18 protein-coding genes and 1 pseudogene are annotated in these 24,084 nt (G+C 58.0%); 4 read left to right on the top strand and 15 right to left on the bottom strand.

Translation table 11 applies throughout. The features are described from left to right. Positions 1–4: 4 nt before the first annotated feature. The 7 genes from DDA898_RS13280 to btuC form a co-directional block, all read right to left on the bottom strand. Positions 5–1,456, bottom strand: coding sequence for a protein adenylyltransferase SelO (locus DDA898_RS13280; RefSeq protein ID WP_038911441.1), 1,452 nt, complete (start codon positions 1,454–1,456; stop codon positions 5–7). A 164-nt stretch (positions 1,457–1,620) separates the two neighbouring features. Continuing rightward, complete coding sequence (locus DDA898_RS13285) at positions 1,621–2,355, bottom strand: EAL domain-containing protein (protein ID WP_038911442.1); 735 nt, start codon at positions 2,353–2,355, stop codon at positions 1,621–1,623. Between the two features lie 323 nt (positions 2,356–2,678). Next, positions 2,679–3,695, bottom strand: coding sequence for a lipoate--protein ligase (gene lplA, locus DDA898_RS13290; RefSeq protein ID WP_038911443.1), 1,017 nt, complete (start codon positions 3,693–3,695; stop codon positions 2,679–2,681). Between the two features lie 46 nt (positions 3,696–3,741). Beyond that, a complete protein-coding gene (locus DDA898_RS13295) occupies positions 3,742–4,206 on the bottom strand; it encodes an NlpC/P60 family protein (RefSeq protein ID WP_013318402.1) in 465 nt (154 codons plus the stop codon). A 186-nt stretch (positions 4,207–4,392) separates the two neighbouring features. Continuing rightward, positions 4,393–5,163, bottom strand: a complete 771-nt coding sequence (gene btuD, locus DDA898_RS13300; protein WP_038911444.1) for a vitamin B12 ABC transporter ATP-binding protein BtuD — start codon at positions 5,161–5,163, stop codon at positions 4,393–4,395. A 2-nt stretch (positions 5,164–5,165) separates the two neighbouring features. Then, a complete protein-coding gene (locus tag DDA898_RS13305) occupies positions 5,166–5,717 on the bottom strand; it encodes a glutathione peroxidase (protein ID WP_038902705.1) in 552 nt (183 codons plus the stop codon). Between the two features lie 74 nt (positions 5,718–5,791). Beyond that, positions 5,792–6,793 carry a vitamin B12 ABC transporter permease BtuC gene (gene btuC / locus DDA898_RS13310; protein ID WP_038911445.1) on the bottom strand — a complete coding sequence of 334 codons (1,002 nt, stop codon included), beginning with the start codon at positions 6,791–6,793 and terminating at the stop codon, positions 5,792–5,794. Between the two features lie 304 nt (positions 6,794–7,097). Here btuC and DDA898_RS13315 point away from each other — a divergent pair, with 304 nt between their 5' ends. Continuing rightward, positions 7,098–7,352, top strand: coding sequence for a hypothetical protein (locus DDA898_RS13315; RefSeq protein ID WP_038901500.1), 255 nt, complete (start codon positions 7,098–7,100; stop codon positions 7,350–7,352). On the opposite strand, the gene cobB is transcribed toward DDA898_RS13315, so the two are convergent. The 5 genes and pseudogenes from cobB to lolC form a co-directional block, all read right to left on the bottom strand. Then, positions 7,344–8,177 (bottom strand): Sir2 family NAD+-dependent deacetylase, encoded by an 834-nt coding sequence (cobB, locus tag DDA898_RS13320; protein WP_038911446.1) that lies wholly within the window; start codon positions 8,175–8,177, stop codon positions 7,344–7,346. The two genes, DDA898_RS13315 and cobB, sit on opposite strands and share 9 nt — an antisense overlap. 83 nt (positions 8,178–8,260) lie before the next feature. Further along, positions 8,261–9,196, bottom strand: a complete 936-nt coding sequence (nagK, locus tag DDA898_RS13325; protein WP_038911447.1) for an N-acetylglucosamine kinase — start codon at positions 9,194–9,196, stop codon at positions 8,261–8,263. Between the two features lie 64 nt (positions 9,197–9,260). After that, entirely contained in the window at positions 9,261–10,508 is a 1,248-nt protein-coding gene (gene lolE, locus DDA898_RS13330; RefSeq protein WP_038901503.1) for a lipoprotein-releasing ABC transporter permease subunit LolE, read from the bottom strand. Beyond that, a complete protein-coding gene (lolD, locus tag DDA898_RS13335; RefSeq protein ID WP_013318410.1) occupies positions 10,505–11,212 on the bottom strand; it encodes a lipoprotein-releasing ABC transporter ATP-binding protein LolD in 708 nt (235 codons plus the stop codon). Before lolD ends, lolE begins: the two co-directional genes overlap by 4 nt. After that, positions 11,205–12,408 (bottom strand): annotated as a pseudogene (gene lolC / locus DDA898_RS13340) (lipoprotein-releasing ABC transporter permease subunit LolC). Before lolC ends, lolD begins: the two are co-directional and overlap by 8 nt. A 128-nt stretch (positions 12,409–12,536) precedes the next feature. Here lolC and mfd point away from each other — a divergent pair. From mfd to yegD, 3 genes are all read left to right on the top strand, one after another. Next, entirely contained in the window at positions 12,537–15,989 is a 3,453-nt protein-coding gene (gene mfd / locus DDA898_RS13345) for a transcription-repair coupling factor (RefSeq protein WP_201765864.1), read from the top strand. A 293-nt stretch (positions 15,990–16,282) separates the two neighbouring features. Then, a complete protein-coding gene (locus DDA898_RS13350; RefSeq protein WP_038911448.1) occupies positions 16,283–17,788 on the top strand; it encodes an EAL domain-containing protein in 1,506 nt (501 codons plus the stop codon). Between the two features lie 125 nt (positions 17,789–17,913). Next, complete coding sequence (gene yegD / locus DDA898_RS13355) at positions 17,914–19,263, top strand: molecular chaperone (protein ID WP_013318414.1); 1,350 nt, start codon at positions 17,914–17,916, stop codon at positions 19,261–19,263. 70 nt (positions 19,264–19,333) lie between these two features. Here yegD and DDA898_RS13360 read toward each other — a convergent pair whose 3' ends face one another. The 3 genes from DDA898_RS13360 to DDA898_RS13370 all read right to left on the bottom strand — a co-directional run bounded on the left by DDA898_RS13360 (position 19,334) and on the right by DDA898_RS13370 (position 24,026). Continuing rightward, positions 19,334–20,149, bottom strand: coding sequence for an arylamine N-acetyltransferase family protein (locus DDA898_RS13360; protein WP_038911449.1), 816 nt, complete (start codon positions 20,147–20,149; stop codon positions 19,334–19,336). A 174-nt stretch (positions 20,150–20,323) separates the two neighbouring features. Beyond that, positions 20,324–22,699 carry a glycoside hydrolase family 31 protein gene (locus DDA898_RS13365; protein ID WP_038911450.1) on the bottom strand — a complete coding sequence of 792 codons (2,376 nt, stop codon included), beginning with the start codon at positions 22,697–22,699 and terminating at the stop codon, positions 20,324–20,326. A gap of 28 nt (positions 22,700–22,727) precedes the next feature. Continuing rightward, positions 22,728–24,026, bottom strand: coding sequence for an MFS transporter (locus tag DDA898_RS13370; protein ID WP_013318417.1), 1,299 nt, complete (start codon positions 24,024–24,026; stop codon positions 22,728–22,730). Between the last annotated feature and the right edge of the window lie 58 nt (positions 24,027–24,084).

The raw sequence follows: 24,084 nt of genomic DNA on the forward strand, positions 1-24,084 counted from the left end.
AAATTTAACTGGAACAGGAAATCTCCAGATGTTTACCCCATGTCGGAGGCAACGCGGCCAGATCGGCCATGTCCGGCTGATCCGCATACGGTTGACGTAATGCCTGATGCAAACGCCCGAGCAAGCCGACATCCTCTCGTTCCGCCTGTTCGATAGCCTGCTGAGCAAGATAATTACGTAACACATAACGCGGGTTGGACTGCCTCATGCGACGCTGGCGCTCAGCATCCTCCACGCTTTCCAACGCCAGCCGCTGACGGTACGCACTGAACCAACCGTCAAATGCCGGACGATCGATAAACACGTCCTGTAAAGGTGAGTGGCTGCTGTGCCGTTCTGTTTCCGACAAGAGTCGAAAAATATGGGTATAGTCCGCCAGCTCACGCTGCATCAGCTTCAACAACTCCACCAGCAACCTATTATCCTGCGCCTGCGGCGTATCAAAGCCGAGTTTAGCGCGCATCAGCTCGCCGAAACGCTGCATCAACGCGGGTTCATAGCGGTCCAGCGCCCGTTGCAGGATATCGCTGGACATCAGCCCCGATAGCGACTGCGCCAGGCGGTGCAGATTCCACAACGCCACCGCCGGCTGATTATCAAATGCGTAACGCCCCTGATGATCCGAATGATTACAGATGTAGCCGGGCTGATAATCGTCCATAAAACCGTACGGGCCGTAGTCGATGGTAAGACCAAGAATGGACATATTGTCGGTATTCATCACACCGTGGGCAAACCCAACGGCCTGCCAGTGAGCAATCAACCGCGCGGTGCGTTCCACGACATCGCAGAACCACAGGTAATAGCGATCGGTTTCCTGCTGCCACTGCGGCCAGTGGCATGCGATGACATACTCCGCCAGTTGGCGCACTTTTTCCGGTTCGCGGCGGTAGTAGAAATGTTCGAAGTGACCGAAACGGACATGGCTATCCGCCACCCGCAATAGCATCGCCCCCCGTTCTTCCTGCTCGCGCCGTACCGGATGGTCGCTGCTGACGATGGTCAAGGCTCGCGTGGTGGGGATGCCGAGATGGTGTAACGCTTCCGACGCCAGAAATTCGCGCACTACGGAGCGCAATACCGCCCGGCCGTCTCCCATGCGTGAATAGGGGGTCAAGCCCGCGCCTTTGAGATGCCAGTCTTGTGTACGTCCATCCGCCAGTTGCTGTTGTCCGAGCAGGATACCGCGCCCGTCACCCAACTGCCCGGCCCAGACTCCGAACTGATGACCACTGTATACCTGAGCCAGCGGCGCCATGCCCGGTAACAGCTGTTCTCCGGCCCAGATGCGGCTGTTGTCACCGTCAAACCAGTCTTCCGATAACCCCAGTTCCTGAGCAAGCGTGGCGTTATGATATAGCAAACGCGCGCCCTGCAATGGCGTGGGTGTCAGCTCGGTGTAAAACCCCGGAAGTTGCTGGTGATAATGGTTATTGAATAGAAGGCGATGCGGCATAATTCCCCCTTTTCTCGTCAGTGTAGAACTGCGACAGGAGAATTAACACGGAGTAAATATAGGGATATTCGCCGTATGGAAAAATTAATAGTGCAAATAAGATAGCTGGCGGATGGCAAACAAGTAGCGGGCGTCGACCACAGACGAAGAACGCCCGCATTCACTCATCCGTAACAGGCTACCGGCATCAGCGCATTATCCAGCGCTTCCGGCGACAAGGACGGCCATAATTGCCCCTGTACAGCGTTGACGTCAAGCTCACAGATTTTTTCAAAACTGGCTATATTATCAATCCCTTTCGCCACGACTTGCAGCGAGGGACAATGTTTTTTCATCACCTGCAACATCGGATTAATAATAGAAACAGACGCGGGTCGAATTAATAATTTATTGATAAACGCGGCGTCCATTTTCACACTGGAAACCATGCCATCATAAAATGGTTTCAGATTCATTTTCCCGGAACCAAAATTATCCAGCCACAAATCAAAAGACTGGCTTAATTTAGTTAATTGGGCGTTATCTCGCCCACGGGATATATCAGGGAAATTCTCATTAATTTCAAGTTGCAAAAAAGGCAGCGCACGAAACTCACGCCCCAGTGACTCATCGTTAATCAGAAACTCCGTCAATGTATGATCGATCTTCAGCAGAACGGTCACCCGGTTATTGATAAACCAGGCTGATTTATCTTTCAGAATTGCCAGTTGCTCTCTCAGCAACGTCTGCTTCTGCCGGCGGCTCAGCATGCCCAGTAAGATTTCCTGTGGCATGGACAAATTTCCTGCCGCGCTCTGGAAACGCCCGATCATCTCTAGCGCCAGCAACCGTGAGTCCAGATGATAAATCGGAGAGAAAAGATACTGACTGACATAGTCAACTTCAAGCTGGATACGCATAGTGTTATAGCCAGATTAAAAGGTTGAACCCGCCGTAACGGGCAGTCAAACAACACATGTCTGACCTAGTCCTATTCGCCGCTACCACTTCAGAAACATTAAGGATTATTAACAATAATATTCAGACGGGGCGCATAATATTATGCTGATTCAACAACGTGCGCCTAAACACCCGTAAGAATATATAATAAATAACCCCAATTCTTTTCACGCGAATACCATTTGGTTACTAACGAAACCGATACTAATCTATAATTCGGCGGTGTCGAAAAACAATCCGTTTTTCATTTTTCAGACAAAGCCCTAATACCCATTTCAAATTATTAACGAATACCTTCCGATAACCAGACAATCAACGCGTTTATTTCGTTATGTTGTTGAGGAAAATCTACCGCCAGACGCTCGCCGACCACCAGCAACGCATCCGGGCGGTATGACACCCCTTCCAGCCGCTCAGCCAGCGCTTCCAGCGGTGTGGGATTGAGGCTATCGGTAAAAAGCTGACAGCGGCTGATGACGCCACGCTCCACATCGAAGTGCAGTTCTACACCGCCCCAGTCAAAACGGGTATCCAGCATATGGCTAAATTCCGGCGCCTGACCAAAATTCCACGCCCAGCTGCTCTGGCGCGCGAACAATTCAGCGAATCCCGGCAGATCCGGCAAAACGTCAGGTGAGATAATTTCCGGCTGGCACCGGGTTTGATAATGTTCGAAAAATGCCTGCGTAATGGCATCGCAAACCGTCTCATGGCTAATCTCCGGTAACAGCTCCACCAGATTAGCCACCCGCGAGCGTACAGATGCAATACCTTTGGCTTGCAGTTTCTTAACATCCGGATTGAGGTAATCCGCCAGACGGGACAGATTGGCCGCCAGCAGCAACGTACCATGATGAAAACCGCGATCGGCGCTTTCCCGATAGGCGGAACCGGAAATCTTTCTGACGCCATCCGCGGTTTCGACCACCAGATCGTTGCGCCCCGATGCCTGCGCCGTCACCCCGCACGTCGTCAACGCCCGCAGGATAATGCCGGTGGAAACGCTCTTGTCATAGCCGGGTTTGCCCGCCATGAAGGTAAAACAGGTATTGCCGAGATCATGGAATACCGCCCCGCCGCCGCTACTGCGCCGCGCCAGTTTGATGCCGTCCTGCTCCATGCGCCGGGTATTACACTCTTTCCACGGGTTCTGCGCCCGACCGATCACCACGGTTTCAGCATTGCGCCACAAAAACAGCACCCGCTGCGTGGTCGGCATTTGGCGGAAAATGCACTCTTCCACCGCCAGATTAAACCAGGGGTCGACAGAATCGGAAATCAGCAAACGCAGTGCAGGCATGACGAAACTCCGAATAGCAGCAGACCGCCGTTGGGCGGCCGGAAAATCAGATGCGGCGGGCCTGCCAATAGGCCCGTTTCCAGTAAACGTTGTTCAACGACGATCGCATAACGCCGCGGCTGGTGGAGGCATGAATAAACTGGTCATTATTGTCGTAAATACCGACATGCAGCCCATTCTCGCCGCTACCGGTACGGAAAAAGACTAGGTCGCCCGGCAGTAGCGCGTCGCGGTCGACGCGAGTGCCGACTTCAGTTTGTTCCTCGGTAGAACGCGGCAGCGTCAGGCCGAACCGATCACGAAACGTCAGATAAACGAAACCGGAGCAATCGATACCGTTCTGATCCAGCCCGCCATAGCGATAGGGCGTGCCACGCCACTTCGCCAGTTGGGCGTGCAACTGCGATCGCACCTCGCTGGCATCGCCCAAACGGGTACTCTGCGGAACGTGGCTGCTGCATCCAGCAAGAAACAGCGCCACCAGTATTAGCCAGAATCTCCAGAACTTCATGCATCATGCTCGCTGTTAACGGGGAGCCCCCACAAAAACCGAATTACGTCATATTATCATTCGTGTCCGGACATTAATCGGCCGAAAACAGAGAATTTTTCTGTTGTGACAGCGCGTTACGCAGCACATTTTGCCCGGCGTCACACCATAACCAGCCGGAAACCATACCGACGTGTCCCGACGCCGTCATTCCTGCTGCGCCAGCATCCAGTGGCGACCGTCCAGCGCATAGCGTGTAAACGCCACCCCAAACACCGGCGACAGCGCTTCCGGCTGCATAACATCGGCCGTTGCCCCTTGCACCATCAGCTCACCACGCGACATCAGCCATACCCGGTCGGCATGGTGCAAGGTATGGTTCAGGTCGTGACCCGACGCGATGACCGCAACCCCAGCCCGGCATAACTCGGCCAGCAATGCATCCAGCGCCACACGTTGGGCGATATCCAGACTGGCGGCGGGTTCATCCAGCAACAATAGCCGGGCCGAAGGATTCAGCGTCGGCCAGACTTGCAGCAGCACCGCCGCTAATCTGACCCGCTGCCATTCGCCGCCGGAAAGCTGGGTCAGCGGACGACGCAGTTTATCCGCCAGCGACAATCGCTCGGCTAACTGTTGCACCACAGCATCCACGCTTTCGGCATCGCTGTGCGATGGCTGGTGCAATTGCAAGTACTGGAACACCGGCATCAAGGCCAGCGCGCTATGCTGTTGCGGTAGGTAGGCGCGTACCCTTGCCAGATCGCGCGCCGACCAGGCGGCGATCGTCTGCCCCAACAGCAGCGCCTCGCCGTCCCCCGGCTGCAATCCAGCCATTAGCGCCAGCAGCGTGCTTTTACCCGCACCATTGGGACCAATAATATGCACCAGTTCGCCGGGGCGACAGCGTAACGTCACCGACGACAAACGCCCGGCGACGCTAACGTTGTGCAGGTACAGCAACGGCTGGGCAGACACCGTTATTGCGCCAGCGCCTGCTCAATCGCTTTGATAATCGCGCCGTCATCCGGCGTCATATCCGGAGAGAAACGTGCTATCACCTCGCCACGGCGGTTAACCAGAAATTTCTCGAAGTTCCACAGGATATCGCCCGGATGAGCCGGTGCCTGCCCTTTGCTAACGCGGCGCTCGTAGAATTCGCTACCTTGTGGTCGCAGCGCCTCCGGCTGTGCCTGAATCAGCGCCTGATACAACGGGTGACGCCCGCTCCCGTTGACGTTAATTTTGCCGAACATCGGGAACTGTACGCCGAAGGTCCCGCGACAAAACGCGTTGATCTCTTCGTTGCTGCCCGGTTCCTGCCCGGCGAATTCGTTGGAAGGGAAGCCCAGTACCGCGAATCCGCGGTCACGATAGGTTTCGTACAGATTCTCCAGCGCTTCATACTGCTTGGTCAGCCCGCACTGCGAGGCGACGTTGACTACCAGCAGCACATTATTGCGCCAGTTTTCCAGTGATGCCTGACGGCCATCGATGGTTTGCAGGGGAATTGCGTATAGCGTATTGCTCATTGTCTGTTCCTTTTTCGTCAAACCGGCTTGTCCGCCGGCCTGTTCATCATTGCGGGAATTATGCATTGCGGGAATTACGCCTGATGGCGCAGCAGCAGCCAGATAAACCAGGGCGCCCCCAGCGTGGCGGTAACTACGCCAACCGGCAGTTCCGCGGTCGCCAGCAACGTGCGCGCCAGCGTATCCGCCAACATCAGCACAACGGCGCCGGCCAGTCCACACCCGGTTAATAGATAGCGCTGATCGGTCAGCCCGCACAAGCGCAAAATATGCGGGATGACCAACCCGACAAAGCCGATCACACCAGCCAGCGCCACGCTGACGCCCACCAGAACGCCCATCGCCAGCACCAGCACATTACGCCAGTAAAACACCGCGACCCCCAGTTGCCGGGCAGCCATCTCGCCCAGCGCCAGTTGATTGAGCACCCCGCCGCAGCGCGCCAGCCAGACCAGCAGCGGCAGCATCAGTAACATCAATCCGCCGTAGCGCCAGTCGACCCCGCTGAAGCTCCCCATCATCCAGTACATCAGTTGGCGCAAATCAAGGCTGGTGCTGAAATAGACCGCCCAGGTCATCAGCGCATTACAGATAATGCTCAGCGCCACCCCGATCAGCAGCAGACGCGCGTTGGATACCCCGGAGCGGGAAAAACGCAGCAGCATCAGTGTGACCAACAGCGCGCCCGCGATGGCGCACAGGCTAAGGCTCCAGACCGGCAGCAAACCTTGCCCGATCAACACCGCCAGCACCAGCGCCACGCCGGCGCCGCTGGATACGCCGAGCAGCCCCGCCTCCGCCAGCGGATTATCGAACACCGCCTGCATTACCGCGCCGCCCATCGCCAGCCCCGCCCCGACCAGCATCACCGCCAGCGTGCGCGGCAACCTGAGCTGCCAGATGAATAACGATGCGTCCGAGTCCAGCCAGTGCGTCGGCCCAATCCAGCGCTCGCCGGCGCACAGGCTCATCGCCACGCCGACCACCAGCAACAGCCATAACCCCAACAACCGCTGACGATCTCGCCTGCGCTGTTGCTGTTTCAATTGGGTATAACGCACCGGGGTTGACTGCATGGGCCGCCTGCAATGAAAAATCGGACAATGGCGATCATGATGCGCATATCCGCAGTGATATCAAGCTGATGCCGGAAATTTTCGCCAGGGAATGGAAAGTGGCTCGCAAAGTATGACGCAAGGGATAACGTATGGCGCTAAAGGAGCCTGCGCCCCATTCCCCTGCTGCATTGTATGAGATGTGATTATCTTATCCAGATTGATTGTTTTTTAATCGCCGCAATCTCGGCTACCTTTATAGCTATAGGTGATTATCAACACGCCTATTAGATCATCATCAACCAGTCATCCTGCGGGGTAAATTATGCTGATATCCCTTCTGCGCACGCTGTATCGCGCCCGGCGAAAAAACGACAGTCGGCAGAGCGAACCATCCAACAACTGCGTCGAATGCGAATACAGTTTCTATAACCACGAAGCCAACCTGCCATTCGACCAGATTGAAGAGTGCCTGCGCGCCCGCCGCGATGCGCTGATGCGGGAACATCCTCCGCTGACCGAGCCCATGCCCAGCGCCATACGCCCGCGCTGGGCGGGGAAGTCATCAGGCTCAGGCTGATGACGCCAGCGAGTGCCGCGCCAGCCAGGTGCGAACGAACTCCACCACCACCTTGCTGGCAGGGCCATAGATGTGTTCGTCGAACTGGCTCTGCACCTGGCTGGGTTCCAGGTTCAGTTCCACCGTATGTGCGCCGTGCACTCGCGCTTCGTGCACAAAGCCGGCAGCCGGATAGACATGGCCCGAGGTGCCGATGGCAACAAACAGGTCGGCTTCCGACAGCGCATGATAAATGTGTTCCATCTCCAGCGGCATTTCGCCAAACCACACCACGTGCGGGCGCAACGGCGCCGGAAACTGGCAGCAGTGGCAACGCTCGTCCGCCGAAACATCGCCCGTCCACTCAAAAACCTGCCCGCTCTGGCTGCAACGCACTTTCAACAGTTCGCCATGCATGTGGATGATGCGCTTACCACCGGCGCGTTCATGCAGATTGTCAATGTTCTGGGTGACCAGCAGGAAATGATCGCCGAGCGCCGCCTCCAGTTCCGCCAGCGCCAGATGTGCGGCGTTGGGCATAATCTCCGGCTGTTGTAGCTGGCGGCGACGCTGGTTATAAAAATTCTGCACCGTTTGCGGATCGCGATGAAACCCTTCCGGAGTGGCGACATCCTCCACCCGATGCTCTTCCCACAGTCCATCCGAGGCACGAAACGTGCGAATACCGGATTCGGCAGAAATCCCTGCTCCGGTAAGGACAACAACACGTGGTTTATTCACGTTTTTGACCACCAGATAATCAAGATGAAAAATGCGGGCACACAAACGCTGATGACGGAGACGCTTTCGCTGCCGAAAACGGTGTAATCGCTGACGCGAGTGCATGTCTGCTCCTTAGATTGTCTTTAGAGCGCATCGACGGATACGCTCTGCGTCCGCCCTGACAGCGGGATTGTCAGCGGTGCCGCTCATAGAGATTGGCGCGGCGCCGTCTGACCCATCAAGTGTAGCAATGCCGCGCCGCGTACGCCGCCCGCATCGCCATAATGGGCTTTCTCAATACGCGGTACGCGGGCCACCGGCAACAGACTGCCCGGCAATCGATGCGGCAGTTGGCGATAAATCTCGTCAAAATTCGACAAGCCGCCTCCCAGCACCACTAGATGCGGGTCGACCAGCGTCAGCAGATTGCCGAGACACACCGCCAGCAACGCCAGATAGCGATCCACATGCGCCTGCGCCTGTGGATCGCCGGCGTAGAACGCCGCAATAATCTCCGGTGCCGACAGCGTGCGCCGGCTGAAATGCGCGTACAACCATTCAAATCCGCGCCCGGAGAGGTAGTTTTCCACACAACCGACACGGCCGCAGCCACATTTTACGCGTGGAATCGTCTCGCCAAGAATATCCAGCGCGTCAATCGGCAAACGAAAATGACCGAATTCACCGGCGATGCCATTCTTCCCGTCCACCACCTGCCCATTGACCACCAGACCGCCGCCCATGCCGGTGCCGAGAATAATCCCCAGTACCACCGGATAGGAGCGAAACGCCTCGTTCCAGGCTTCCGAGAGCGCAAAACAGTTGGCGTCGTTGCTGAGCCGAACCTCGCGTTGCAGCAACCGGCTGAGATCGGCGCGCAACGGTCGCCCCATGGCGGCGGGCAGATTCGCGGCGAACAAAGTACCGTCGTCGGTATTCTCCATACCGGGCACCCCGACGCCGACCCACCCGCGCCCGCCGATCAGCGCGTCGGCTTCTTCGGTCAGGGTTAGCAAGGCGCGCAGCAGACGATCATAATCGTCCCGGGGAGTGGGAATTCGCTTTTGCCAGATGCGCTGTAGATCGGCGTCAAACACCGCCAGCTCGATCTTGGTGCCTCCGATGTCAAAACCGTAATACATGGACGCTCCCCCAGCTTCAGACAAAATGACGCCGCCGCAGCGCTTACGCAACGGCGGCGCGGGTTTACTGGCCGCTCAATACCCGGGCCGGATCGATACGGCTGGCGCGGCGGGCCGGATACCAACTGGCAATCAGGCTCAGCACCAGCGAGGTGACCAGCACGATAATCACATCCAGCATATGCAGTTCCGACGGCAGAAAATCGATGAAATAAATATCGCCGGACAGAAAACGGTGGCCGGTCAGCGTTTCAAGGCCGCGAATCAGCGGCGTCAGCTGTAGCGTGACCACAATACCCGCCACGGTACCCACCACGCTGCCGAGCAGCCCGGCCAGCAAACCGTACCAGACAAAAATGGCGCGGATCAGGCCGTCGCCCGCGCCCAGCGTCCTTAACACAGCGATATCGCTGCTCTTGTCCTTCACCGCCATCACCAGCGTGGAAACGATGTTGAAGCAGGCCACGCCGATGACCAGCACCATAGCAAGGTACATGATGGTACGGATCATCTGGATATCGCGGTACATATAGCCGTAAGTACCGACCCAGCTGCGAATATAAACATAGACATTGGTCGCCTCGCCCGCGTCATGCACCAGCTTCTGGGCGGCAAACACATCCTGTGCCTTGATGGCGATACCGGTGATGCCGTCACCCAGTTCCAGATACTGCTGGGCATCGGCCAGCGGCACCAGCGCCAGGCTGTGATCCAACTGACCGCTCAATTGCAAAATGCCCGCCACCTGTAACCGAATGCGCTTCGGCTGCAGCAGTTTCATCTGCGGGTCGCTATTGGGGATCATCACGGTAACCCAGTCGCCGTTTTTCACGCCCAGCGCATCCGCCACACCCTTACCGATAATGACCTGCTGTGCGCCGGCATGAAAACGCGACCAGGCGTTATCCTGCACGAACTGCGGCAGCGCGCTAAGTTTCAGTTCCTGTTGGGGATCCACGCCTTTGAACTGGATCGCCTTCAGGCTGGCGCCGTTTTCCAGCAACCCGGTAAAACTGACGTAAGGCGCCGCGGCGGCGACGCCGGGAACGCGTTCAATCTTCGGCAACAGCGGTTGCCAGTCCCGGAACGGCTGGTTGGCCGCTTCGATTTCACCATGCGGTACCACGGCCAGAATGCGGTTGTTTAGCTCGCGCTCGAAACCATTCATCGCGCTCAGACCGACGATCAGCACCGCCACGCCGAGCGCAATACCAAGGGTGGAAATCACCGAAATCAGCGACACCATGCCGCTGCGGCGGCGCCCGCGGCTGAAACGTAGCCCGATCAGCAGCGAAAGCGGAGGAAAGGTCATTGCGACGCCCCCATCAGGGTCAACTCCTGCTGCAACTGACCGTCGCGCATTTCCAGCTGGCGGCCAAGGCGGCTGGCTAAATGCAGGTCATGGGTCACCACCAGAAAGGCGGTGCCCTGGCGCACATTCAGTTCACCCAGCAGTTCGAAAATGGCGTCGGTAGTACGTTGATCGAGGTTGCCGGTCGGTTCGTCCGCCAGCACCAGCGACGGGCTATTGACCAGCGCGCGCGCAATCGCCACGCGCTGACGTTCGCCGCCGGACAGTTCCGAAGAACGGTGCTGACTGCGCTGCGCCAGGCCAACGGCGGCTAGCATGGTCTGCGCCTTCTCTTGCGCCTCTTTCGGCGCCACGTTGCCTATCAACAGCGGCATCGCCACGTTTTCCAGCGCGGTGAAATCCGGCAGCAGGTGGTGGAACTGATAGATGAAACCCAGCTCGCGGTTGCGTAGCGCCGCTTTAGCGGCGGCCGACAACTGATTCAGCGTCTTGCCCTGAAATACCACGTCGCCGGAGGTCGGCGAATCCAGCCCGCCCAGCAAATGCAACAGCGTACTCTTGCCGGAGCCGGAGCTGCCGACAATCGCCATCATTTCCCCCTGTTGCATATCGAATGACACATCACGCAGCACATCGGTGGACAGGTTGCCTTCCTGATAGCGTTTGCATAGCTGACGGCACTGCAATAACGGTGAATTACTCATAACGTAAAGCCTCTGCGGGATGGGTGGCGGCCGCGCGCCAGGAAGGATAAAGCGTGGAAAGCAGCGCCAGCAGCATCGCCACCAGCGCGATGGCGATGACCTGCGCCGGCTGGATCTGCACCGGCAGCGCGCCGCCGTCGATCAGCAGTCCGAGCATCGGCATCAGGGTATTGAGCTGACTGGCCAGCACCATACCCAGTATCGCCCCGACCAGCCGCCCCCATCACACCGGCGCCGCCGCCCTGAACCATGAATACCGCCATAATCTGGCGTCGGGTCAACCCCTGCGTTTGCAGAATAGCGACCTCGCCCTGTTTTTCCATCACCAGCAAACCCAGCGAAGTAATGATATTAAACGCGGCGACGGCCACAATCAGGCTTAGCAGCAGCCCCATCATGTTTTTCTCCATCCTCACCGCCTGGAACAGCTCGCCTTTGCGTTCGCGCCAGTCTTTCCACGCTGTCCCCGGCGGCAATGCCTGCTGGCTGAGCGTGTCCACCGTCAGCGGCTGATTGAGCCACAGCCGCCAGCCGGTGATATTGCCGAGCGGGTAGCGCATCAGGCGCGAGGCGTCCTGCTGGTTAACCAACAGCTGATAGCCATCCACTTCGCTGCGGGCGGAAAAGGTGCCGGCTACGGTAAACAACCGCTGACTGGGAACCCGCCCCATCGGCGTCAACTGGCTGGCGCTGGTGACCATCAGCCGCAGTTGGTCGCCCGGTTTAACGCCAAGCTGGCTGGCCAACTGCTCGCCGAGAATCACCTGATACTGCCCCGGCTGCAACTGCTGCAAGTGGGTATTGACCAGATAGTTAGCCAGCGGCTCCTGCTCGTCGGGGTTAACGCCGAGCATCACCCCCACCGCCACGCTGCGGGCGCTTTGCAGCACCACATCGCCGGTGGTCAGCGGCGCGATACGGCTGATGCCTTTCAGGCTGGACAGCGAAGAAGACGGCAACGTCTGCGGGTTAAGGGAGCCTTGCGGCGTGGTGATGATGGCCTGGGGCATCAGCCCCAGAATGCTGTTTTCCAGCTCCCGCTCAAAGCCGTTCATCACCGACAGCACGGTGACCAACGCCATCACCCCGAGGGTGATACCAATAGCGGACAACCAGGAAACAAACCGCCCGAAGCGGTCCGCGGCCCGCCCTCGCATGTAGCGCAGGCCGATGAAAAGTGCGACAGGTTGATACATGAAATCCGTCTGGATGAGGTTGCTAAAGCAAAGTGAACAAGGATAATAAAGGGTAGTACTACTTTATGGAACCCTAACCCTCTCTCTTCCCGACTTTTTCTTAGTGGATATCGAGACCTGATAATCGGATGATGCCTGAACAATATCGCTATACCTTGCCTGGCAAAGCGGGTGAACAACGCCTGCTGGGCCAGCTTACCGGCGCAGCCTGCGCCGTCGAATGCGCAGAGATCGTTGAACACCACGCCGGACTGGTGGTACTGATTACCCCTGACATGCAGAATGCTCTACGGTTGCGCGACGAAATTCAGCAGTTTACCGCTCAGCCGGTAATGACGCTGCCGGATTGGGAAACCCTGCCGTACGACAGTTTTTCCCCCCACCAGGAAATTATCTCCGCCCGGTTATCCACGCTGTACCAGTTATCCTCGCTGACGCGCGGCGTGTTGATCCTGCCGGTCAATACCCTGATGCAGAAAGTGTGTCCGCACGCGTTCCTGCACGGCCATGCGTTGATGCTGAAAAAAGGTCAGCGCCTGTCGCGCGATAAGCTGCGCAACCAGTTGGAACAGGCCGGCTACCGCAGCGTCGATCAGGTGATGGAGCATGGCGAATTCGCCACCCGCGGCGCGCTGCTCGACCTGTTCCCTATGGGCAGCGAAGAGCCGTTCCGTATCGATTTCTTCGACGATGAAATCGACAGCCTGCGGCTGTTTGACGCCGATACCCAACGCACGCTGAATGAAGTCGAACAGATTCATCTGTTGCCGGCGCGGGAGTTTCCCACCGACAAGACCGCCATCGAGCTGTTTCGCAGCCAGTGGCGCGAACAATTCGAGGTCCGGCGCGACGCCGAACACGTCTACCAGCAGGTGAGCAAAGGCACCCTGCCCGCCGGGATCGAGTACTGGCAACCGCTGTTCTTCAGCCAGCCGCTGCCGGCGCTGTTCAGCTATCTGCCAACCGGCACGCTGCTGGTCAATACCGGCGACATCCAGCAAGGCGCCGAGCGTTTCTGGCAGGATATCCAGCAGCGCCACGACAGCCGCCGGGTTGACCCGATGCGCCCGCTGTTGCCGCCGGATACGCTGTGGCTGCCGGTTGATACGCTGTTTGCCGAACTCAAACAATGGCCGCGCGTACAGTTGCGCAGCGACACGCTGCCGGATAAAGCCGCCAATATCAATCTGGGTTATCAACCATTGCCAGACCTGGCGGTCCAGCACCAGAACAAATCGCCGTTGGATGCGTTGCGCCGTTTTGTGGAGCAGTTCGGCGGGCAAATTGTATTTTCGGTGGAAAGCGAGGGGCGCCGGGAAACGTTGCAGGAGTTGCTGTCCCGTATCAAGCTCTCCCCCACGCCGGTGAAAAGCCTGGAGCAGACGGCGTCGCCGGGTTGCTACCTGATGATCGGCGCCAGCGAGCACGGTTTTATTGATACCCTGCGCCAGCGCACGCTGATCTGCGAAAGCGACCTGCTGGGCGAGCGCGTCAGCCGTCGCCGTCAGGACAGCCGTCGAACCATCAACACCGATACTCTGATCCGCAATCTGGCGGAATTACGCCCGGGCCAGCCGGTGGTGCATCTCGAACACGGCGTCGGCCGTTACTCCGGGCTGACCACGCTGGAAGCCGGCGGCATCAAGGCGGAATACCTGATTCTGCATTACGCCGGCGAAGACAAACTGTATGTGCCGGTGTCGTCGTTGCATTTGATCAGCCGCTATGCCGGCGGCGCCGAGGAAAGCGCGCCGTTGCACAAGCTGGGCGGAGACGCCTGGACGCGGGCGCGGCAGAAAGCGGCGGAGAAAGTGCGTGACGTGGCCGCCGAACTGCTGGATGTTTACGCCCAGCGCGCCGCCCACACCGGTTTCGCCTTCAAACACGACCGGGAGCAGTACCAGCTGTTCTGTCAGGGTTTCCCGTTTGATACCACGCCGGATCAGGCGCAAGCCATCAACGCCGTGCTGAGCGACATGTGCCGCCCGCTGGCGATGGACCGGCTGGTGTGCGGCGACGTCGGCTTCGGCAAAACCGAAGTGGCGATGCGCGCCGCGTTTCTGGCAGTGGAAAACCACAAGCAGGTCGCGGTGCTGGTGCCGACCACCCTGCTGGCTCAGCAGCACTTCGACAATTTCCGCGACCGTTTCGCCAACTGGCCGGTGCGCATTGAAATGCTGTCCCGCTTCCGTAGCCAGAAAGAGCAGACCCAGGTGCTGGAACAGACGCAGGAAGGCAAGGTGGATATTCTGATCGGCACCCACAAATTACTGCAAAGCGACGTACGCTGGCGGGATTTGGGTTTGCTGATCGTCGATGAAGAACACCGCTTCGGCGTGCGCCACAAGGAGCGAATCAAAGCGATGCGCGCCAACGTCGATATCCTGACGCTCACCGCGACGCCGATTCCGCGCACCCTGAACATGGCGATGAGCGGCATCCGCGATCTGTCGATCATCGCCACGCCGCCGGCCCGCCGTCTGGCGGTGAAAACCTTTGTGCGCGAGTACGACAGTCTGGTGGTGCGTGAGGCCATCCTGCGTGAAATCCTGCGCGGCGGGCAGGTGTACTACCTCTACAATGACGTAGAAAACATCGAGAAAGCCGCCCAGCGCCTGAACGAGCTGGTACCGGAAGCGCGTATTGCCATCGGCCACGGCCAGATGCGCGAGCGCGATCTGGAGCGGGTGATGAACGACTTCCATCACCAGCGTTTCAATGTGCTGGTGTGCACTACCATCATCGAGACGGGTATCGATATTCCGAGCGCCAATACCATCATCATCGAACGCGCCGACCACTTCGGCCTGGCGCAGTTGCATCAGTTGCGCGGCCGCGTCGGGCGCTCGCACCATCAGGCTTACGCCTATCTGCTGACGCCCAATCCCAAGGCGATGAGCAGCGACGCCCACAAACGGCTGGAGGCCATCGCCTCGCTGGAAGATCTCGGGGCGGGTTTCGCCCTCGCCACCCACGATCTGGAAATTCGCGGCGCAGGCGAGCTGCTGGGCGAAGACCAGAGCGGCCAGATGGAAAGCGTCGGTTTTTCACTGTACATGGACCTGCTGGAAAGCGCGGTGGAGTCGCTCAAAGCCGGACGAGAGCCGTCGCTGGAAGACTTGATCAGCAGCCAGACCGACGTGGAGCTGCGTTTACCGGCTCTGTTGCCGGACGACTTCATTCCGGACGTCAATACCCGCCTGTCGTTTTACAAGCGTATCGCCAGCGCTAAAAACGACAGCGAGCTGGATGACCTGAAAGCGGAACTGATCGACCGTTTCGGCAAACTGCCGGACGCGGCCCGTCATCTGCTGCAGGTGGCCGGCTTGCGTCAGCAGGCGCAACTGCTGGGCATCAAGCGTATCGAAGGCAACGACAAAGGGGGGTTTGTCGAATTCAGCCAGCATAATCGCGTCGATCCCACGCATCTGATCGGCCTGCTGCAGCGCGATCCTAAAGTTTATCGTCTGGATGGCCCCAGTCGGCTGAAATTCATCAATGATCTGAGCGGATATCCGCAACGGCTGACGTTTATCACCCACCTGCTGGAGGAGATGGCGCAGCATACGTGTGCCGCCTGATCATTTTTCTGCCCTAAATTGTGATGGCCCGACTAAAATCAAAAGAATAACCGCCGATATATATCCCAAATAATTCGAGTTGCATAAAGGCGGCAACCGAGTGAATCCCCCGGAACCGGCATAAATCGGCGACGGGGGAACGACAACACTGCCGGGAGCCGTGTTGAACGCGGCTTGCCGTGGACCAAAAGGGCGAGGCCTATGGAGGGGCCGGGTAATAAAACCAGCGTACCTGCAACTTGAAGGATGCCGGGTATAAAAAACTATAAGGTCAGTTCAAGGGCCATACACAAATGAATAAACTGATCGCTTTTTTGACCTTTTTAGCAATGTTCGCCATGGGCTTATGGGCAATTTACTATCAGGACTACCGTACTGATCGTCAGGGCGCTTATGCCAACGCGGAAAGGGCAGTCAAAAATATCGAAGATATTCTCAATGAGGCCAGAGATGCGGTGGAAGAGAGTAAACCGCTGCTGGCCCAACCCTGCACGTCTGACGTCATCCGACAACTGAATATGACGGCGGCGATCGCCAGCCATCTGCGCACCGTCAGCCTGATCAAAAATGATGTGGTGTACTGCTCGTCGCTGTACGGCGTGGATAATCGCCCCGCCGCGCTGGGCCGCTTTCATATGCGGGAACTGGCGCTGCTGGCCGGCAACTCCGTCACGCCGGACAGAACCCTGATTATGTATCTTGGCACCACATCGGACGGCAGTGTCGGCGTCGCCATACATGGTCAGCATTTGACCAACGTTCTGGACCTGCTCAGCAAGCGACGGAATCTTTTTTTGCTGGTCGGCAATACCTGGATATCCCGCGATAATAAGGTGTCGGCATTTAACCCTGAAGATCTGCGTCATTTTGTTATTACCCCTTCCAACCACTACCATTTTTCCATCCTGTTTCCTCTCGACGACAAATATTCTCTTGTCGACTTTTGGGATCAGGAAAAAATGACGTTGCTGGTGGTTTTCCTGATTGCTCTCGGCTCCGGCTTTCTGGCTTATAAATATTCGACGCGCCTTAATTCGCCTTATGACGGCATTCGTCGCGCCATCGAAAATCAGGAAGTGCTGCCTTATTACCAGCCGGTTATCTCCACCGAATCACAGGAAATTTATGGTGTGGAAGTGCTGGCGCGCTGGCATCACCCGAAGAGCGGTTTTATTTCTCCCGATATTTTTATTCCGTTGTGTGAACAAAGCGGCCTGATTATCCCGATGACCCGCTCGTTAATGAGCAGCGTGGTGCGCGATTTTGCATCCCGTTTGGACACCCTGCCGGACCATTTGCACATCGGCATCAATATCAGCGCATTGCACTGTCAGTCCGACGATTTTATTACCGACTGCCAGAACTTCATCGCCGCCTTTGGCGAGAAAAAAGTGCACCTGATGATTGAAATTACCGAGCGGGAAAAAATCGACATTACGCCGGAAACCATCGCCTTCTTCAAAAAGCTAAGCAACGCCGGCGTGCTGATCGCGCTGGACGATTTCGGCACCGGCTATTCCAATTTCGACTATCTCAGAAAACTGCACGTGAATGTCATCAAGATCGACCAGTCGTTTGTCAGCATGATTGACGAGAACGATCCGCAATCCAGCACGCTGGTGAACTGCGTTATCGACCTGGCGCAGCAGATGAACCTGATGACCGTCGCCGAAGGGGTGGAAACCGAATATCAGGCCGCGTTTTTGTCCCGCAAGCAGATCAATTTCATGCAGGGGTATTTCTTCTCCCGACCGCTGCCGTTTGACGAACTGGCGCAAACCTGGCTCAGCAAACGCTGAGCCGGCGTATCGTGTAGCCGACGCACTGACGATAAACGCGTTTTATCCGCCCCTTAGTCTTTACAAGCCCGGAGACAAGCGGTAAATTCCCGCCCCTTCTCTACTGGCATGGGGATAAAAAAACAATGTTTGTCGGCTTTGATTATGGTACGGCCAACTGCTCGCTGGCCGTCATGGAACACGGGGCGCCACGTTTGCTGCGGCTGGAGCAACAGTCGCCCTATTTGCAGTCGATGCTGTGCGCGCCCAGCCGCGAAGCGGTCAGCGAATGGCTGTGGCGGCATCATCAGGTCACCGCGGAAGGCGACAACGCCCAGCTGCTGCAACGCGCCATCAACCACAACCGCGAGGAAGATATCCGGGTTCAGCCGGACAGCGTCAGGTTCGGGCTGGCGGCGCTGGCCCATTACATGGATGACCCGGAAGACGTCTGGTTCGTGAAATCACCCAAGTCGTTTCTCGGCGCCACCGGGCTGAAACCACAGCAAATGGCGCTGTTTGAGGATCTGGTGTGTACCATGATGCTGCACATTCGCCAGCAGGCCGAGCAACAGCTCGACCAGCCGATCGAACAGGCGGTGATTGGCCGGCCAATCAACTTTCAGGGCATGGGCGGCGAAGAGTCCAATCGTCAGGCACAGGGCATTCTGGAACGGGCTGCCCGACGCGCCGGGTTCCGGCAGGTGGCGTTCCAGTTTGAACCGGTGGCCGCCGGCCTTGATTTCGAAGCCACGCTGCAACAAGAACAACGGGTGCTGGTGGTGGATATCGGCGGCGGCACCACCGACTGCTCGATGTTGCTCATGGGGCCGGACTGGCGCAACCGTCGCGAACGCGCGGAAAGCCTGCTGGGCCACAGCGGCTGCCGGGTAGGCGGCAACGATCTGGACATCATGCTGGCGTTTCGGCAGTTCTGCCCATTGCTGGGGATGAACGGCATCACCGAAAAAGGCACCGCCCTGCCGGTGCTACCGTGGTGGAACGCCGTCGCCATCAACGACGTGCCGGCACAGGCGGAATTCTACAGCAACGCCTGCGGTAAGCTGCTGCGCGATTTGATCCGCGATGCGCGCGAACCCGACCGGGTGGAGCGCCTGCTGACCGTGTGGCGTCAGCGGCTCAGCTACCGTCTGGTGCGGCTGGCGGAAGAACAGAAAATCGCCCTGTCGCAGGCGGAAAGCACGCAGGCGCATCTGTCGTTCATCTCGCCCGACCTGGCAACCCGCGTCAGCGCGAATCAGTTGGAAGAGGCCATTACCCAGCCGCTGGAACATATCAGGCAGCAGCTCGTTCAGGCACAGAAAAACAGCCAGACCCGGCCGGATGTGATTTACCTGACCGGCGGCAGCGCCCGCTCGCCGTTGCTGCGCGCCGCCATCAGCGACTGTCTGCCCGATGTGCCGATCGCCAGCGGCGACGATTTCGGTTCCGTCACCGCCGGGTTGGCCCGTTGGGCCGAGACACTGTTCCGCTAAAGGCTGTTCCGTTAAAGGCTGTTCTGCTAAATACTATATCCGCTAAACAGTATTCCGTTCGTCAGGCGCCTCAGGACACCGCCGTCGTGAGGCGCTCAAACCAGCGCTGGCTGTCGTAATCGTCGGCCAGCACAATCCCGAACTGCTGTTGCAGACAGTCCAGATAATCGCGGTGGCTGTCGATCCGTCGTTCGCTTTTCTGCCCATGGCGAGTCACGATCAGCCGGTTGTCCGATAGCGTCACCCGCCCTTCCGGCGTTACGCGGGTGCAAAGCGATTTACCGGTAAAAGGTGATGACGGCGAGGTCTGGTGGTAATGCGCCATGTCGGCGTATTCCTCCAGTTGCCGGGGTTGCAGCGTAAACTTGTACTGTGGTTTCCATGCCTGACCCGCCGTCAGTTGCTGCAACTGATAACCGTCATCCGTGGCCGCCACCCGATAGCTGACTAGCTCTTCGTGGGATACCGCGCCAGACAGCGGCACCGGCACGCAGAATGAATCGCCGAAACTGATATCGGCAATCACCGCCGCCTGCGGCAGCTCGACTTTCAGAAACAGATGGTCGAATGGCTGTCCGTAATGGCCGTCGTCGTTCCACACCTGCCCTGCCAGCAGTTGCACATCAAACCCCAATGCCTTCAGCAGCAGATAAAATCCGTAGTTAAGTTCGTAGCAGAAACCGCCGCGCCGCGCATCAACGATCTTGCGATAGATAGCGGATTGATCAAGGCGTATCGGTTTCCCGAACACCACATCCAGGTTTTCAAACGGAATGTGCGTAAGGTGAGCAAGATGGAGCCTGTGCAGTTGTAAGGCCGGTTCCGTGGGCAGTGAACTGACGCCAATGCGTTGCAGATAGCGTTGAACTTCTGAATGATCCAGCATATATCTTCCCGGTGCCTGAATAAGAGCCTATCTCAATAGGCGGCATTGGCAATGTGCTGTCGATAATACCCCTTCGCTGCCTATTGATAAACGGGACGCCGTATTCGGCTGACAATAAGGCGATACCGGTCACGGGCGGCGCATCGGCCAACTGGACGTGCGCCGCCCGTCTGGTTAGCGGCCGGCAGGCAACTGATACTCGGTGCCGCACTCGCCGTTGATATAGAGCGCGCGCCGTTCGTCAGGCGGCAACTGTACAGCTAATGTGCGCCACGCCGGAACGAATGCCCCTTCCGGGCGGAAGGTGATATCAATACGCTGGGCGCTGCAACGCACTTCCCAACGCAGCCACAGCGCCTGCCCGTCGCGCCAGCGATGCGTTTCGCCGTCATCTTCAAACAATACCCCTTGCCGTACGCCATTACCGGTCAGAGGGAACAGCAGCAAGGTGCGCTGATCATCGGCCTCCGGGCAGGTAAAATCCGTACGCGCCGACAACGGCAGCATCGCGCCGGCCCGCACCAGCAGCGGCAATCGTTCCAGCGGCGCATCAAGCGTCACGGTTTGTCCGCCGCTGAACCAGTCGCCGCGATAAAAGTCATACCAGCCGTCGCCATTATCCGGCAGATAAACCTCCCGCTGACGTTGCCCCGGCTCCACCACGCTCGCCACCAACAGATCCTTACCGAGCATGAAGTCGTCGGTTTCCTCGAAGGTACGCGGGTCATGCTCGTGGTCCAGAAAGGTCGGGCGCAGCATCGGCTCATCATCCGCGTGCGCCTGCCACAGCAAGGTATACAAATACGGCAACAGCCGATAACGCAGTTGGATGGCGTCACGGATGATCGGCGTCACCGTCGGGTACATCCAGGGTTCGTTGACCGTGGCGTCGTCATTCCACGAGTGAATGGTAAACCGCGGGTGCATCACCCCGTTCTGTACCCAGCGCGCGAACAGTTCGGCATCGGGTTTATTACCGGCGAAACCGCCGACATCATGACCCACGTTATACAGGCCGGACAGACTCATGCCGACCCCCATGCGGGTGTTGTAGCGCAGCGTCTGCCAACTGGTACGGTTGTCCCCGCTCCAGGTCTGCACGTAGCGTTGCATCCCGGCGCTGCCGGAGCGCGAAATCAGATAAGGCCGCAGTGCCGGTGCAAACCGCTGCTGCGCTTCCATTGAGGCACGCATCATCAGCAACGGCATCAACGGGCGAATATGTTTGATGGCAACGGGTTGGCCAAAACCATGACAGCGGGCTTCGCCATCCCAGATCTCAAATTCGTTGTTATCGTTCCAGGTGGAGTCGATACCTTTTTCCAGCAGTTGCCGGGTCACGTTCTCCTGCCACCAGGCGACGGTATCCGGGTTAGTGAAATCCAGATGCGAGCCTTCGTCGTCCCAGAAGCTGGAGCGTTCCGGGTTATCCGACTCCGAATCGCGCACAAACAGCCCTTTGGCCGCCACCTCCTGATAGCGGGGGTGATCCTGTAACAGGCAGGGCTTGATATTGGCCGCCAGATGCATACCGGCGTCATGGAATGCCCGGCTCATCTGCTCCGGCTGCGGCACCTTGTCGTAGTTCCAGTTGAACACATAACGCTTGTTGCCTATCGAGGTATAGCCGGACGAGAGCTGGAACGAATCGCACGGAATCGCATGCTGGCGACACAGTTCGATGAAGGACAACAGCTGTTGCTGAGCGTCCGGCGCATCGGTGTAATGCATGGTGGAGCCGCTGTAACCGAGACTCCATCTGGGGCCGAAACAGGTTTTGCCGGTGAGCCGGACAAACGCTTTGGTCACATCGATAATGGCGGGGCCGAGCAGAAAATAGTAATCCAGATCCCCGGCTTCGGCCTGATAGCGCCGGTAAGCCGGGTGGTAATTATCAATCTCGTTGCCCAGATCCAGCCAGGTGGAGCTGAGATTGTCGTAAAACACGCCGTAGCTGGCACCCGGTTGATTCACAATGGTGAACGGCAAGTGCTTGTAAAGCGGGTCGGTGTTTTGCGCGTTATAACCCATCGCATCCAGATTGCGGAATTCAAAGCGACGGCCGGCGCGGTTTAGGTCACCCGCTTTTTCGCCCAGCCCGTAGCAGCGCTCCTGCGGGGTACGACGCTGGTAGTGCGCCACGCCGTCGCCGTGCATATTGAGCAGATAGGCGCCGGTCGGCCGATCGGACGCCAGCGGTTGCCACTGCCCGTGCGCATCAAGGTATTCCCATGCCAGCCACAGCGGCTGGTGCACCGTCACCCGCAGTTGTCCGGTGCTGATCTGCAAGGCATCGCCTTGCCAGCACAACGTATAGCCCGGCAGCGCAAACCCCTCGCTGCTCTCCCGCTCCCTACCCTGCCACGGCACGTCCTGCTGCGGCGCGATGCTCCAGGTGCGATTCAACCGCAGTTCGCCACGCTGTTTAATCAGCACCCGCATCAGCCCCGGCGCCAGCACGTACAACAAAAAGCGGTGTGCGCCGTCCACCAGCAGTTCAACCCGATCCTCGGCCTGATGGTGCAATACCCAATGTTTCAATGTCTTCATAGCATCACTCGTCTATCCGGAAGTTCTGTCAGTGAGCGCGCTGGCGGCGTTCCGCGATGAACGCAATCAGGAATAGCGCGCCGAATAAATCAAAAAAGCCCATAGCGACAAACAGCGGGTTGAAGCCAATCCTGTCGGCGGTGACGCCAATCAGCAGCGAAAACAGGAAGCTGGCGATCCACGCACTGGCACCGCGCATACCGTTGACCGTCGCCATCTGGCCTTTATCAAACGAATCCACCACCACGGCGCTCAACATGCAGGAAATGATTTGATGGCCGAATCCGCCGATAGAAATCAGGATGATGGCCAGATAAGGGTTTTGGGTCACGCTGACCAGCGCGAGCGACAGCATCAGAAACGCGCCGGTCACCGAACTGCCCACCACCGAGTTGATGCGTGAGCAGCCAAACAGCCGGGCGTAGAGCTTGGTCAGGTAACCGCTGGCGATACTGCCGAAGTCGGCGGCAAGAAACGGCAGCCAGGCGAACATGGCGATTTGTTTCAGATCCATGCCGCGCTCTTTAGCCAGATACAACGGCACCCAGAAACTCAGCACCGCCCAGGCGGGTTCCGCCATAAACGCGGGAATGGCGATGCCGTAGAAACGGCGGTTTTTCATCACCGTTTTCATGGCGGTAAAAAACGGTTGTTTCACCGGCTCCGGCTCATTGTCCTGACGGATAAACGCCAGTTCTTCTTTGCTCAGGCGCGGGTGTTCTCCCGGATTATGGTAAAACAGCCACCACAACACTACCCACAGCATCGCCAGCACCCCGGCAAACAGGAATGCGCCTTGCCAGCCGAAAGCGGAATGCGCGACCACGATAATGGGCGGCGCCAGCATCGCGCCGATGGAAAAGCCCACCCCGGCCCAACCGGCGGCGATGGGGCGTTCCTCGCGGGGAAACCACTCGCCGATGGTTTTGGCGTTGGCCGGCGTGGCCGCCGCTTCAGCCCCGCCCATCATGAACCGCAAAATAGCGAGCTGAACCCAGCTCCCGGCGCCGGCATGCAGCAGGCACATCAGCGCCCAAATCACGGCGCAGATCATGAAACCCAGCTTTAATCCAATAACGTCGATCAGCCATCCGCACAATGGCTGAAATATCGTATAGGCCAACTGAAAGGCGCCGACAATCCAGGAATATTGCTCGGTAGTAATATTCAGCACCGTTTTTAATTCGGGCGCCAGAATACCCAGCGAGTTGCGGGTAATGTAATTAACGGTGACGCCAAACAGAAATAACGCCAGTATCCACCAGCGCAATTGTTTGAACTTTCGTTTTTCATTAATGACGGGCGAGGAATTAACGTCGAGACTCATGGTGATCTCCTTACGACAGACAACGGTGAAACACCTGCCGGCGCAACACCATCCTGAT

Origin of the sequence: Dickeya dadantii NCPPB 898, from assembly GCF_000406145.1 — a bacterium.
Classification (GTDB): domain Bacteria; phylum Pseudomonadota; class Gammaproteobacteria; order Enterobacterales; family Enterobacteriaceae; genus Dickeya; species Dickeya dadantii.

What these genes read in the sequence shown, in the direction of transcription:
- DDA898_RS13280 (WP_038911441.1), bottom strand. Translation starts at nt 1,456, where the DNA reads ATGCCGCATCGCCTTCTATTCAATAACCATTATCACCAGCAACTTCCG.
- DDA898_RS13285 (WP_038911442.1), bottom strand. Translation starts at nt 2,355, where the DNA reads ATGCGTATCCAGCTTGAAGTTGACTATGTCAGTCAGTATCTTTTCTCT.
- lplA (WP_038911443.1), bottom strand. Translation starts at nt 3,695, where the DNA reads ATGCCTGCACTGCGTTTGCTGATTTCCGATTCTGTCGACCCCTGGTTT.
- DDA898_RS13295 (WP_013318402.1), bottom strand. Translation starts at nt 4,206, where the DNA reads ATGAAGTTCTGGAGATTCTGGCTAATACTGGTGGCGCTGTTTCTTGCT.
- DDA898_RS13305 (WP_038902705.1), bottom strand. Translation starts at nt 5,717, where the DNA reads ATGAGCAATACGCTATACGCAATTCCCCTGCAAACCATCGATGGCCGT.
- btuC (WP_038911445.1), bottom strand. Translation starts at nt 6,793, where the DNA reads ATGCAGTCAACCCCGGTGCGTTATACCCAATTGAAACAGCAACAGCGC.
- DDA898_RS13315 (WP_038901500.1), top strand. Translation starts at nt 7,098, where the DNA reads ATGCTGATATCCCTTCTGCGCACGCTGTATCGCGCCCGGCGAAAAAAC.
- cobB (WP_038911446.1), bottom strand. Translation starts at nt 8,177, where the DNA reads ATGCACTCGCGTCAGCGATTACACCGTTTTCGGCAGCGAAAGCGTCTC.
- nagK (WP_038911447.1), bottom strand. Translation starts at nt 9,196, where the DNA reads ATGTATTACGGTTTTGACATCGGAGGCACCAAGATCGAGCTGGCGGTG.
- lolE (WP_038901503.1), bottom strand. Translation starts at nt 10,508, where the DNA reads ATGACCTTTCCTCCGCTTTCGCTGCTGATCGGGCTACGTTTCAGCCGC.
- lolD (WP_013318410.1), bottom strand. Translation starts at nt 11,212, where the DNA reads ATGAGTAATTCACCGTTATTGCAGTGCCGTCAGCTATGCAAACGCTAT.
- mfd (WP_201765864.1), top strand. Translation starts at nt 12,537, where the DNA reads ATGATGCCTGAACAATATCGCTATACCTTGCCTGGCAAAGCGGGTGAA.
- DDA898_RS13350 (WP_038911448.1), top strand. Translation starts at nt 16,283, where the DNA reads ATGAATAAACTGATCGCTTTTTTGACCTTTTTAGCAATGTTCGCCATG.
- yegD (WP_013318414.1), top strand. Translation starts at nt 17,914, where the DNA reads ATGTTTGTCGGCTTTGATTATGGTACGGCCAACTGCTCGCTGGCCGTC.
- DDA898_RS13360 (WP_038911449.1), bottom strand. Translation starts at nt 20,149, where the DNA reads ATGCTGGATCATTCAGAAGTTCAACGCTATCTGCAACGCATTGGCGTC.
- DDA898_RS13365 (WP_038911450.1), bottom strand. Translation starts at nt 22,699, where the DNA reads ATGAAGACATTGAAACATTGGGTATTGCACCATCAGGCCGAGGATCGG.
- DDA898_RS13370 (WP_013318417.1), bottom strand. Translation starts at nt 24,026, where the DNA reads ATGAGTCTCGACGTTAATTCCTCGCCCGTCATTAATGAAAAACGAAAG.